Origin of the sequence: Kribbella sp. NBC_00382, from assembly GCF_036067295.1 — a bacterium.
In the GTDB taxonomy this organism is placed as follows: Bacteria; Actinomycetota; Actinomycetes; order Propionibacteriales; family Kribbellaceae; genus Kribbella.
Window position 1 is genome coordinate 3573221 of sequence record NZ_CP107954.1, and the last position, 11183, is coordinate 3584403.

Annotated in this window: 12 protein-coding genes; 5 read left to right on the forward strand and 7 right to left on the reverse strand. The window is 67.8% G+C overall.

Annotated features, from left to right (window positions below; all coding sequences use genetic code 11):
• Nucleotides 1-32: 32 nt before the first annotated feature.
• From OHA70_RS17475 to OHA70_RS17490, 4 genes are all read right to left on the reverse strand, one after another.
• Entirely contained in the window at nucleotides 33-905 is an 873-nt protein-coding gene (locus OHA70_RS17475; RefSeq protein ID WP_328333792.1) for a S1 family peptidase, read from the reverse strand.
• Between the two features lie 117 nt (nucleotides 906-1022).
• Nucleotides 1023-2696, reverse strand: a complete 1674-nt coding sequence (locus OHA70_RS17480; RefSeq protein WP_328333794.1) for a DUF7800 domain-containing protein — start codon at nucleotides 2694-2696, stop codon at nucleotides 1023-1025.
• Nucleotides 2697-2723: 27 nt separating this feature from the next.
• Complete coding sequence (locus OHA70_RS17485) at nucleotides 2724-3614, reverse strand: S1 family peptidase (protein ID WP_328333796.1); 891 nt, start codon at nucleotides 3612-3614, stop codon at nucleotides 2724-2726.
• A 57-nt stretch (nucleotides 3615-3671) separates the two neighbouring features.
• A complete protein-coding gene (locus OHA70_RS17490) occupies nucleotides 3672-4256 on the reverse strand; it encodes a TetR/AcrR family transcriptional regulator (protein ID WP_328333798.1) in 585 nt (194 codons plus the stop codon).
• A gap of 85 nt (nucleotides 4257-4341) precedes the next feature.
• Between OHA70_RS17490 and OHA70_RS17495 the strand changes: the two genes are divergently transcribed.
• The 4 genes from OHA70_RS17495 (at nucleotide 4342) to OHA70_RS17510 (ending at nucleotide 7042) form a co-directional block, all read left to right on the forward strand.
• Complete coding sequence (locus OHA70_RS17495) at nucleotides 4342-5493, forward strand: acyl-CoA dehydrogenase family protein (RefSeq protein WP_328333800.1); 1152 nt, start codon at nucleotides 4342-4344, stop codon at nucleotides 5491-5493.
• Nucleotides 5490-6257, forward strand: a complete 768-nt coding sequence (locus OHA70_RS17500; protein WP_328333802.1) for an SDR family NAD(P)-dependent oxidoreductase — start codon at nucleotides 5490-5492, stop codon at nucleotides 6255-6257. Before OHA70_RS17495 ends, OHA70_RS17500 begins: the two co-directional genes overlap by 4 nt.
• A gap of 114 nt (nucleotides 6258-6371) precedes the next feature.
• The gene (locus OHA70_RS17505) at nucleotides 6372-6644 is read left to right on the forward strand and encodes a type II toxin-antitoxin system Phd/YefM family antitoxin (protein WP_328333804.1); all 273 of its coding nucleotides are present in this window, start codon (nucleotides 6372-6374) and stop codon (nucleotides 6642-6644) included.
• Nucleotides 6644-7042 carry a type II toxin-antitoxin system VapC family toxin gene (locus tag OHA70_RS17510; protein WP_328333806.1) on the forward strand — a complete coding sequence of 133 codons (399 nt, stop codon included), beginning with the start codon at nucleotides 6644-6646 and terminating at the stop codon, nucleotides 7040-7042. The genes OHA70_RS17505 and OHA70_RS17510 overlap by 1 nt, the downstream gene beginning before the upstream one ends.
• Before the next feature lie 21 nt (nucleotides 7043-7063).
• On the opposite strand, the gene OHA70_RS17515 is transcribed toward OHA70_RS17510, so the two are convergent.
• Genes OHA70_RS17515 through OHA70_RS17525 form a run of 3 tightly spaced genes read right to left on the reverse strand, consistent with a single transcriptional unit; the run spans nucleotide 7064 to nucleotide 9910 of the window.
• Complete coding sequence (locus OHA70_RS17515; protein WP_328333808.1) at nucleotides 7064-8107, reverse strand: hypothetical protein; 1044 nt, start codon at nucleotides 8105-8107, stop codon at nucleotides 7064-7066.
• On the reverse strand, nucleotides 8107-8616 hold the full coding sequence (locus tag OHA70_RS17520; RefSeq protein ID WP_328333810.1) for a SigE family RNA polymerase sigma factor: 510 nt from the start codon (nucleotides 8614-8616) through the stop codon (nucleotides 8107-8109). The genes OHA70_RS17515 and OHA70_RS17520 overlap by 1 nt, the downstream gene beginning before the upstream one ends.
• Nucleotides 8617-8665: 49 nt before the next feature.
• Nucleotides 8666-9910 (reverse strand): DUF4032 domain-containing protein, encoded by a 1245-nt coding sequence (locus OHA70_RS17525; protein ID WP_328333812.1) that lies wholly within the window; start codon nucleotides 9908-9910, stop codon nucleotides 8666-8668.
• 86 nt (nucleotides 9911-9996) lie between these two features.
• On the opposite strand from OHA70_RS17525, the gene OHA70_RS17530 reads away from it, so the two are divergent.
• On the forward strand, nucleotides 9997-11001 hold the full coding sequence (locus OHA70_RS17530; protein WP_328333814.1) for a LacI family DNA-binding transcriptional regulator: 1005 nt from the start codon (nucleotides 9997-9999) through the stop codon (nucleotides 10999-11001).
• The last annotated feature ends 182 nt before the right edge of the window (nucleotides 11002-11183 follow it).

The following is an 11183-nucleotide window of genomic DNA, read 5'->3' on the forward strand; positions in this document are numbered from 1 at the left end:
GAGGTGGCAGGGGGCGTCCGGTAATCACAGACTCAGTAGACGCTCACGCCGTAGACGTTCAGCGCCTCCTGGACCGGCTGGAAGAAGGTCGTACCACCGGAGGAGCAGTTGCCGCTGCCGCCGGAGGTCAGGCCCAGGGCCTTGGTGCCGGCGAACAGCGCGCCGCCGGAGTCGCCACCCTCGGCGCAGACGTTGGTGCGGATCAGGCCGGTGACGGTGCCCTCGGCGTAGTTCACCGTGGCGTTCAGGGCCTGGACCGTGCCGCTGTGCACGTGCGTGGTGCTACCGCTGCGCTTGACGGCTTGACCGACAGTGGGGTTGCCGGACGTGGTGATGTCCTGGAAGCTGCCGTTGTAGAGGTCGACGTTCCCGGGCGGGACGGTGCCGGCCGGGTACTTCACCAGGGCGTAGTCGTTGCCCGGGAAGCTCGAACCCTGGGTGGTCCCGATCGTGGTGGTGTGGGACGAGTTCGAGTACCAGGTTGAGGCGATGTTGCCGCAGTGACCGGCGGTGAGGAAGTAGTACGTGCTGCCGCTGCGGACGTTGAAGCCCAGCGAGCAGCGGTACTGGCCGCCGTAGATGGCGTCGCCACCGCTGACGTACTTGGTCAGCTTGCCGGACAGCTTCTCCAGGGTGACCCGGCTGCCGAACTGCTTGGTGACGCCGGTCAGCGACGCGAGCTTCGAGCCGGTCACGGTGCTGTCGTACGAGACGATGATCCGGCCGTCCGGCTGGGTGCTCCAGGCGGTACCGGGGATCGACGCCTGCTGGCTCAGCGTGGACGTGATCGCTGCTGCCGACAAGGTCGGGATGGGGGCGGGTGCGGCCGACGCCTGGGTGGCGAGCAGTCCTGCCGCTGCCAGACCTACGGTGCCGAGTACTGCGGTGATACGGGCGAACTTCACGGTCAGCCTCCTCGTGGGGTGAGGACGCGCTCGGGGCGGGAGCGTCCTTGATCCAACCGTGATCTGTTCTACCCGAAACTGTCATAAAGTACCCGGTCCAACCCGGAGCGTAAGGGTTTACCTCCGTCGCGGCCCTTGCATACCCTCAGGCGCGACCCGGTAACGCAGCGTGCTCGTCAGCTCCTGCCGACCGTTCACCATTCGCGCGTGATCCACGTCGACGGCCGCGTCCTCGCCGTACACGGTCACCGTCATCACGCCGTTTTCGAACCACGGCCCGTACGCCGTACGCCACCCAGCAGCCACATCGCGCACCCCGGCCGACCGCGACAGTCCGTGCAGAACCTTCGTCAATCCACGACTGTCGAGCAGTTTGTTGGCCAGCCTGATATGCCAACCAACCGGATTGCGGAACGGCGACATCGTCAGTTGCCGGATCGCCGTACCGGGATGCTCGACGTCCGTCAGCGACGCCTCGGCCAGGTAGCTGCAGTGCACGTCACCCGACAGCATCAAGATCGAGTTCGGCGGATTCTCCGAGCGAACCAGATCGCCAAGCAGGTCGGTCAGGTCGTCGAAGGACCGGCGGAACGACGCCCAGTGCTCCAGATCCATGCCCTGCCGGATCTTCTCGCCCAGCCTGGCCCCGAGCGGACCCCAGGCGCCTGACGAGATCGCCTCGTCCCAGCCCTCCAGGTGATGCAGCCCCGGCGTGAGCAGGAACGGCAGCGTGGACGCGAGCAGTAGATGGTTGATCGGCTGGGTCGCGTCGATCGTGTGCCGGCGGACCCACTCCCACTCGTGCGCGTCGACCATCGCCCGCTGATCGGGTTGCAGCTCCCGCGAGCACCGGGAGTCCACCGCCACCAGTCGCACGCCTCGAGACCGCGCCCCGAAGTCGCGGTAGAAACTCCAGCGGGTGGAGACCGGGTCCTCGTCCGCCTCCCAGGCGAACGCGTCGAGGTAGGAGCTGCGCTCGTCCTCGTCGTCCAGCCCGCGCATCGCGGCGTACGTCGGATCCTTGTCGAGCTGCTCCGGCGACAGATTGCCGAGGTGCTGGTAGACCCAGTACGACGCGTAGGCGCCGACCACGCGATCGTGCCACCACGGTTGCGCGGTGATCCACCGTCGCCAGGTCAGCGAGGTGTTCCAGTCGTCGCGCAGATCGTGGTCGTCGAGCAGCATGCACAGCGGCACGGTCGAGAACAGCCACCGGACGGCGGGGTTCAGCCAGGCATCGTCGTACAGCCAGGTGTACTCCTCGAAGTTGCCGATCTCGTCGGCCACCTCGGACCCCTGCCGGCCACCGTGCGCCGCCCGCAGCTTCTTCAGCACAGCGTCGGACGGGTCATCGGCGTACACCTGATCACCCAGCAACAGCACCGCATCAGGCCAGTCCGCATCCCCCGATGACATCCGCTCGGCCAGCGCCACCAGCGCGTCCGGTCCGAAATCCTTGAACCCCTGCTCGTCGAACGGCGCTGACCGCCGGCACGACCCGAAGGTCAGCCGGAAGGTCCCGTCGGCCCGAGGAGTGCGGATCACGCTCGGACCGTAGGGACTCTCCGCCAGCGGCCACGCCTTCACGCCGTCCAGATGCACCTCGTACGGCGTTGCGCTGGCCGGCTCCAGCCCTTCGACCAGTACCAGCGCGTAGTGATGCCCGTGCACCGACCAGGTCTGGGCCCGGTGCCCGAGTACTTCGACCTCACCCGCCGAGGTGGTCTCCACCCAGACGGTCGCCCGTGTCTCGTCGACGTACCGGAGCAGCGGACCCAGCTTCAGTTGCATTCAGGAAACGCTACCGCGCTCCCCAAGTCAGTAAACGTTGACGCCGTACGCGTTCATCGCCTCGATCACCGGCTGGAAGTAGGTGACGCCACCCGAGCTGCAGTCGCCGGTACCGCCGGAGGTGAGCCCGTAGGCGTACGTGCGGTAGAACAGCGGGCCGCCGGAGTCGCCCGGCTCGGCGCAGACGTTGGTGCGGATCAGGTTGCCCACTGCACCTTCGTCGTAGATCACCGTGGCGTTCAGGCCGGTGACCTTGCCGCCGTGCAGGCCGCTGGTGACGCCCGTGCGGTAGACCGTCTGGCCGAGGCCCGGGTTGGCCGCCCTGACGATGTCCTGGGAGTGGCCGTTGTAGAGGCTCACACTGCCGCCGGGTGTGAGGCCGGCCCGGTAGACGACCAGGGCGTAGTCGTTGCCCGGGAAGCTGGGCCGGAGAACCGTGCCGACCAGGTTCCGGTGGCTCTCGTCGCTGTACCAGGTGGCGGCGTCCTTACCGCAGTGCCCGGCGGTCAGCAGGTAGTACCTGCCCTTGCGCTGGACGTTGAACCCGGCCGAGCAGGTCCAGTCGCCGCCGTAGATCCCACCACCGCCGTTGACGTACTTGGTCAGCTTGCCGGGGAGCTTCTCCATCACGACCTGGTCCCCGAACTGCTGGGTGAGCTGGGTCAGCGACTTGTACTTGCTGCCGATCACAGTCGAGTCGTAGGAGACGACGACCTTGCCGTCCGGCCTGGTCATCCAGGCGGTGCCAGGGACGGTGTTGTCCTTGGCCAGGGCGGCGGAGATCGCAGTGGCGGTACGCGGTCCGGGCGGCGTCTGCTGGGGGACGGCCGAGGCGGCGTTGGCGGCTGGGATGGCGAGCAGGGCGAGCGCACCGGTGGCCAGCGTCGCCACTGCGCGGCGGAGGGAAGGCGATGTCATGAGAGACACCTTTCCACTGCGACCGGTTCAGCCGGGGGAGATGGCACCAACCTGTCGCTAGTCGTGGCGCAGCGAGTGCAGGACGAACGAGGAGAGCTCCCGGTACGCCTCGGCGTCGCTGAGCCCGGTACGCCGGGCGATGTCGCCACGCTGGATCGCCTGCATCGTGTGCGCGACCATCTCGGCCGCGAAGCCGATGTCGAGTTGCCGGAACGCCCGGCTCTCGATCCCCTCCTCGATCAGCGTCCGGACCCGGTCGGCCGCGATCCGGGTGTTGCGCTCGTACACCGACCGGGCCGGCGCGAACGTCGCGACGTCGTCCAGGAAGGTCCGGCTGGCCGGCCGCAGCGCGTCCGCGACGGCGTTCAGGTACGCCGCGATCCGGCGGTCCGGCCGGGTCTGCTTGGCCACCGCCGACTCCACCTCCGCGGTGGCATTCTTGAAGTAGTGCTTGACCACCTCGACGGCGAGCTGCTCCTTGCTCGGTGCCAGCGCGTACAGGGTCGTCTTGCTGCAGCGCAGCTCGGCCGCCAGGTCGTCCAGGGTGAACCGGCTGAAGCCTTGGGTGAGGAACAGGGACAGGAGCCGGTCGAGCAGTTCGGACTGCCTGCGGGTACGACGCCCCGGGACGACTGTTGTCATATCGAGACAGCATAGAACGATACGGAACTTTGGTCTTCAGTATCGATAGGAGTATCATTTCGGTACCCGTGGAGAGGGGTGCCTGATGGCTGTCGACCGCTTGCTTCCGACCGAGGAGGCCGGTGAGCTGCTGGGTCTCGTGCGCGACCTCTGTGAGCACGAACTCGCGCCGTACGCGGCCAAGGCCGAGGAGACCGAGACCTTCCCGCGGGAGGCGTTCCACACGCTCGGCAAGGCCGGGCTGCTGGGCCTGCCTTATCCGGAGCAGTACGGCGGCGCCGAGCAGCCGTACGAGGTCTACCTGCAGATGCTCGAGGAGATCGCCGCGGCCTGGATGTCGGTCGGTGTCGGCCTGTCCGTCCACACGATGACCAGCTACGCGATCGCGACCTTCGGTACTGCGGACCAGCGCGAGCTCCTGCTCCCCGACATGGTCGGCGGCGAACTGCTCGGCGCCTATGCGCTGTCCGAGCCGCAGGCCGGGTCCGACATCAGCGGGATGACAACGAAGGCAGTCCGCGACGGCGACCACTACGTGCTGAGCGGCACCAAGTCGTGGATCACGCATGGCTCGCACGCCGACTTCTACACGACCTTCGCCCGTACGTCCGCCGACCCGAAGCACGGCATCTCCGCCTTCCACGTGCCCGCGTCGGCCGAGGGGCTCAGCTTCGGCGCCCCGGAACGCAAGATGGGCCTGACCGGATCGACCACCACGCTGGTCAACTACGACGGCGTCCGGGTGCCGGTCGCCAACCTGATCGGCAACGAGGGCGACGGGATGCGGATCGCCTTGTCCGCGCTCGACTCCGGCCGGCTCGGCATCGCTGCTTGCGCGGTGGGCCTCGCACAGGCAGCGCTCGACCTCGCCGCGTCGTACGCGCTGGGCCGGGAGCAGTTCGGGCACCCGATCTCCGACTTCCAGGGCATGCAGTTCCTGCTGGCCGACATGGCCGCGGCGACCGAGTCCGCGCGATCGACGTACATCCAGGCTGCCCGGCGGCGCGATCTCGGCCGGCCGTTCACCCAGCAGGCGGCGATCGCCAAGCTGGTCTGCACCGACGCGGCGATGAAGGTGACCACCGATGCGGTCCAGGTGCTCGGTGGCTACGGTTACACCCGCGAGTTCCCGGCCGAGCGCTACATGCGCGAGGCCAAGGTGACCCAGATCTTCGAAGGCACCAACCAGATTCAGCGTCTCGTAATCAGCCGCGATCTCCTCAGGAGTGTTCGATGAAGCTTGCCGCGTCCGATGTCGTCCTCGTCACCGGCGGTGGTTCCGGGCTCGGTGAGGCGACCGTACGCCGATTCGCCGCCGCCGGGTCCGGCGTGGTGATCTGCGACCTCCCGTCCTCCGCAGGCAAGGCGATCGCCGACGAACTGGGCGAACGCGTCGTCTTCGTCCCCACCGACGTGACGGACGAGGCTGCCGTCACCGCCGCCCTCGACGCGGCCGCCTCGCTGGGCCCGCTCCGCCTGGTCGTCACCTGCGCCGGCATCGCCACCCCCGGCCGCGTCGTCGGCCGTAAGGGCCCGTTGCCCTTGGCAACCTTCAAGCAGGTGATCGAGGTCAATGTCGTCGGCACCTTCAACGTCCTCCGCCTGGCCGCCGAGCGCATGATGGCCCTCGACCCCGACGAAGACGGCGACCGCGGCGTAGTGGTCATGACGGCCTCCATCGCCGCCTACGACGGCCAAATCGGCCAAGCCGCCTACGCGTCCAGCAAGGGCGCGATCGTCTCCCTGACCCTCACGGCTGCCCGAGACCTGGCAGACAAGGGAATCCGGGTCGTCACCATCGCCCCCGGCACCATGGAAACCCCCATGCTCGCCGGCCTCCCCGAAGACGCCCGCAAGGTCCTGGAGCAACAGGTCCCGCACCCGGCCCGCCTCGGCCGCCCCTCGGAGTACGCCGCGCTGGTCGACCACATCGTCAGCAACCAACTCCTCAACGGCGAGGTCATCCGCCTGGACGGCGCCCTCAGGATGCCCCCGCGTTAATTGCCCTGTGGACAGCCGCTGATCTGGGTGGCTGCCCGGATACCTTCCCTGCTGAATCGACTTGGCGGTTCGTTGCGGAGGAGGTGTCTGACAAATATGTACTACAGTGTTGTCATGGCTGAGATCCCGGTGCGGGTGCTGAATCAGGAGACGGCGAAGGTGCTGGCCCGGGTGAAGCAGGGCGAAGAGATCGAGATCACCGAGCGGGGGGCGGTGATCGCACGGCTGGTGCCTGCGAAACCGTCACCGGTGGCACGTCTGCTGGAGACCGGCAAGCTCAGGCTGCCGCGCAGCACCGGCCCGATGCCGCACCCCCGGGGAGAGATCCGCACGGACCGGCAAGCAGGCGAGCTGCTGGAGGAGCTGCGGGGCGAGGAGCGGTACTGATGATCTACCTCGACACGGCGGCTCTGGTGAAACTCGTCCGCCGCGAGGTGGAGTCGGACGCACTCGTCGACTGGATCGCGGACCGGCCGGACGAGCTCCTCGTCTCGTCGGCGCTCTCCGAGGTCGAGCTTCCGCGCGCCCTGCGACGGACCGAGCCGGCCTTGCTTGCCGCACTGCCTGGGGTGCTCGGACGGATTGCGGTCTACGAGATCGACGAGTTGGTTCGGTCCACCGCCGCTGCCTATGACGACCCAGCCATCCGTTCACTTGACGCGATCCACCTCGCCACGGCAGACGCAGTACTGGCTGACGACCTGACGGCTTTCGTCACGTACAACCGCCGGCTGCTTGCCGCCGCGGAAGATCTGGGCTTGCCGGTCGCTGCGCCTGCTGCCTGATCACTGCCATCGTCGGCGGGTTCAGCGCGGTGGTGGGGTGAAGCTGCCGGGGGCGTCGATGAGGGGTTGGTCGGGGTGGTGGACGCCGGTGAAGAGCAGGTCGGTGAAGGGGATGGAGAAGACGCGGAAGTCGGAGCCGACCTTTGTGTAGTACTGGTTGGTGCAGTTCTGTTCCTGGAAGAGCATCGACCAGTTGCCGTCGGGGCCGTGCAGGGTCAGGCGGATCGTTTTCAAGCCTTGCGGTAGGCAGAGCAACGTGCTGCCGATGCGCATCGTGGGCGCGGTCTGGAGTTCTCTGCTGATCTGCTGGGCCAGGTTGGTCGCCCGCTTGCCGTCGAGGCTTGAGCCTGCGATCAGAGATGACTGCGGGGAGTTGTATTTACCCCAGTACTCGCAGATGCCGACCGAGTCGATCTTGCCCAGCACCAGCGATTCGGTTGAGTCGTCCTCAGCAGGGAGATAGCCGTTCTGCTCGCAGCCGTAGGCGTCCGGGCCGTTGGCGAGTGGGACGGCCGAGTCGAGGATGCGTTGGCGGAGGGCGTCGTTCTTGGTGAGCACGCTGACGTGGATGCCGCCGACCTCGCGGGTCTCCTCGGTCCAGCCGCCGTCGTACTGCTTGACGCCGGGCTGCTGGAGGTCGTCGAACCAGACGTACTCGTGCCGTTCCGCGAGCGGTAGGACCGCGACGGCGCAGCCGGAGTTCTTGAGGACGATCCAAGGTGAGAGCCGGCCGACGGTCGGCGCCTTCGAGGAGCCGCACGGCGCCGGGCTGGAGGTGAAGTTCGTCCACTGAGCGGGCACCTGGACCTGGACCGTCTTGTACGACTCCCAACGAAAATCCGTGGTCGTAGTCGAGGCCGGACCGGCCTCATGGTTCAGCGACTGGCTCACGGTGATGGTCGCGGCGACCGCAACGACCGCCAGGGCCGCAGCGCCAATGGTCCGGCCGGTACGCCGCCGCCGCAAGCGACGGTGAACCGTCGTCAGCAGGTCGTGGTCGTCGGGCGCCTCGGCAGCGTGACGGTCGAGCGACTCGGTCAGCATGCTCTCGGTGGGGTCTGCCATCAGCGGGTGACCTCCTCGGTCGTGCTCAGGGTCGTCCGCAACGACGCCAGCGCGCGGTGGATCTGGGAACGGACCGTGCCGGCGGTGCAGTCGAGGATCTCGGCGATCTCGTTGTCCGGGAGGCCTTCGTAGTACCGGAGGACGACGGCGGCGCGCTGCTTGGTCGGCAGCGAGGCGCACAGGGTCCAGACCGCGTCCTGCTCGGCGTGCGGGCCGGCGTGGTCCACGGTGGCGGAGTCGAAGGTCGTCGCCTCACCGACCGGCGTCTCGCGGCGGAAGAACTTGCGCCACCGCGAGATGTCCGCGTTGACGACAGCCCGCCGCAGGTACGCCTCCGGGTCACCCAGCCGGCCGATCCTGGCCCAGCGCGAGTACGCCGAAACGAGCGCGTCCTGGACCGCCTCTTCAGCCCGGCTGTGATCCCGGGTGATCAGGTACGCGAACCGCAGCAGCGCAGCACCACGCAACTTGACCCATTCGTCGAAATCCGGCGATCCCCCGTCGGTCATCCGCCACCTCCTACCCCGTACCACGCGGGCAGCAGCTCAGACGTTGCATTCAGTCCAGATCGGGGTCGAGTGTGGCTCCGGGTGGCGGGGGCGGTGGAAGGGTGAGCTTCTCGTCGGGCTTGGCGGCCAGGACGGTTTCGACGTACGAGCGGGCCGCCTCCATCGTGTCGACCTCATGGCCGGCCTGCTCGGACAGGAACCAGCGGTGCTCAAGTACTTCGTGGAACACCTCCGCCGGCTCGAGCTTGCGCTTCAGATCCCGAGGTACCGACCGGACGACCGGCTCGAAGACCTCGGTCAGCCACTGGTGCGCGACGATCTCCTCGTCCTCGCCCTGCTGGTCGGTCGAAGCGGAGTACGAGTCGAGGTCGTTGAGCAGCCGCCGCGCCTGGTTCTCCTCGACGTCGAGCCCGGTCAGCCGCAGCAGCCGCCGCGAGTGGTGGCCGGCGTCCACGACCTTGGGCTGGATCCGGACCTGGCTGCCGTCCCAATCGGTGATGATGTCGATCTCGGCGACGTCGAAGCCGAGCTCGTTCAGCCGCCGGATCCGCGAGTCCAGCCGGTGCATCTCGTCCGTGTGGAACTCCTCCGGCGCGGTCAGCTCCTTCCAGAGCGCCTCGTACCGGGCGGTGATCGAGTGGATCGTCTCCAGCGGATCGATGGTCGCGTCGAGCAGGCCGCCCTCCTCGAGGTCGGACAGCTCGCCGAACAGGTTGATCTCGGCCGTGTAGAGGTCGTGCGCGCGCTGCCCGTCGGAGATGTCCTGGTGCAGCTCGCCGGTCTCCGCGTCCACCAGGTACGCCGCGAAGGCGCCCGCATCACGTCGGAAGAGAGTGTTCGACAGCGAGCAGTCGCCCCAGAAGAAGCCCAGCAGATGGAGCCGGACGATCAGCGCGACCAGGGCGTCGATCAGCCGGTTGACCGTGTCCGGCCGCAGCGTGCTGGAGAACAGCGCCCGGTACGGCAGGGAGAACTGCAGGTGCTTGGTGACCAGGATCGAGTCGAGCGGCTCGCCGTTCTTGTCCAGCCGGTCGGTGATGACGCCGACCGGTTCGACCGAGGGGGAGTCCAGCCGCTCGAGGTCGCGCAGCAGCCGGTACTCGTGCATCGCGAGGTGTTCCATCACCTCTTTGATCGCGTAGACCGTGCCGTTCACCCGGACGAACCGGACGACGTGGCGGGAGATACCGCGGGGGAGCGCGACCAGCTGGTCCTCCGGCCACTCCTCCAGCGGGATGTCCCAGGGGAGCGAGAGCAGGCCGGTGTCCGGGCGAGTGGCTACGAAACGAGGCACCCGACCAGTGTGGCAGTTCCTGACGGATCGGGTAACGAACGCAAGTGGCCGCAAGAATTTGCGGAATGTGGCGTAGTGTTTGCGCTATGACGCGACGACTTGCTGAGGTGGCGAAGAAGGTCGGGGTCAGCGAGGCGACCGTGAGCCGGGTACTCAACGGCAAACCGGGGGTCTCCGAGGCGACCCGCGAGGCGGTACTCACCGCGCTCGACGTGCTCGGTTACGAGCGCCCGACCCAGCTCAGAGGTGACCGGGCCCGCCTGGTCGGCCTGGTGCTGCCGGAGTTGCAGAACCCGATCTTCCCGGCTTTCGCCGAGGTGGTCGGCGGGGCGCTGGCGCAGCAGGGGTTCACGTCGTTGCTGTGCACAAGGACAGTCGGTGGCGTCTCCGAGGCTGACTACGTCGACCTGCTCCTTCAGCAGCAGGTCTCGGGCGTCGTCTTTGCCGGTGGTTTCTACGCCCAGGCGGATGCGCCGCACGCACACTACGAGCTGATCCAGGAGCGCCGGCTGCCGACCGTCCTGGTCAACGCCGCCGTCGACCACCTCGGCTTCCCGCAGGTCTCGTCGGACGACGTTGTCGCCGCGGAGATGGCGCTGGGACACCTACGCGCGCTCGGGCACCAGAAGATCGGGATGGTGCTCGGCCCCCGCGACCACATCCCCTCGCGGCGCAAGCTGGACGCTTTCCTGAAGTCTCCGGAGGCCGATCCGGAGTTGGTCGAGCACACGATGTTCTCGCTCGAGGGCGGGCACGCGGCCGCGACCCGGCTGGTGAAGCAGGGCGTCACCGGGATCGTCTGCGCGAGCGACATCCTGGCGCTCGGCGCGATCCGGGCCGTCCGCCGGGCCGGCTTGTCCGTACCTGACGACGTCTCCGTGATCGGGTACGACGACTCCGCGATGATGAACTGCACCGACCCGCCACTGACGACGGTCCGGCAGCCGATCGACGCGATGGGGCGGGCCGCGGTCGAGATACTGGTCGCACTGATCGAGCGCGCCGCGGTACCGGCCGACGAGCTGCTCTTCGAGCCCGAACTGGTGGTACGCGCGTCGACGGCCCGGGCACGGGCGACAGCCAAGGTCTGACAACGACAGACACCCCACGGGGGTCTTGAGCAGAAATCCTGCTCGAGGCCCCCGTTTTGCGTTGTTCCGGCGAGGAGTCACGTTTTTGCAACTTGCGATCGAACTATTGCGCACATCTAGTCGCGTTGCCTACGGTACGGACCACATCCGAGGGGCGGGACGGAAAGCGCCCTCGCCAGTAG

Coding starts and splice junctions, on each gene's coding strand:
- OHA70_RS17505 (WP_328333804.1), top strand. CDS start 6,372: ATGGCTGAGATCCCGGTGCGGGTGCTGAATCAGGAGACGGCGAAGGTG.
- OHA70_RS17530 (WP_328333814.1), top strand. CDS start 9,997: ATGACGCGACGACTTGCTGAGGTGGCGAAGAAGGTCGGGGTCAGCGAG.
- OHA70_RS17515 (WP_328333808.1), bottom strand. CDS start 8,107: ATGGCAGACCCCACCGAGAGCATGCTGACCGAGTCGCTCGACCGTCAC.
- OHA70_RS17490 (WP_328333798.1), bottom strand. CDS start 4,256: ATGACAACAGTCGTCCCGGGGCGTCGTACCCGCAGGCAGTCCGAACTG.
- OHA70_RS17480 (WP_328333794.1), bottom strand. CDS start 2,696: ATGCAACTGAAGCTGGGTCCGCTGCTCCGGTACGTCGACGAGACACGG.
- OHA70_RS17495 (WP_328333800.1), top strand. CDS start 4,342: ATGGCTGTCGACCGCTTGCTTCCGACCGAGGAGGCCGGTGAGCTGCTG.
- OHA70_RS17485 (WP_328333796.1), bottom strand. CDS start 3,614: ATGACATCGCCTTCCCTCCGCCGCGCAGTGGCGACGCTGGCCACCGGT.
- OHA70_RS17500 (WP_328333802.1), top strand. CDS start 5,490: ATGAAGCTTGCCGCGTCCGATGTCGTCCTCGTCACCGGCGGTGGTTCC.
- OHA70_RS17520 (WP_328333810.1), bottom strand. CDS start 8,616: ATGACCGACGGGGGATCGCCGGATTTCGACGAATGGGTCAAGTTGCGT.
- OHA70_RS17510 (WP_328333806.1), top strand. CDS start 6,644: ATGATCTACCTCGACACGGCGGCTCTGGTGAAACTCGTCCGCCGCGAG.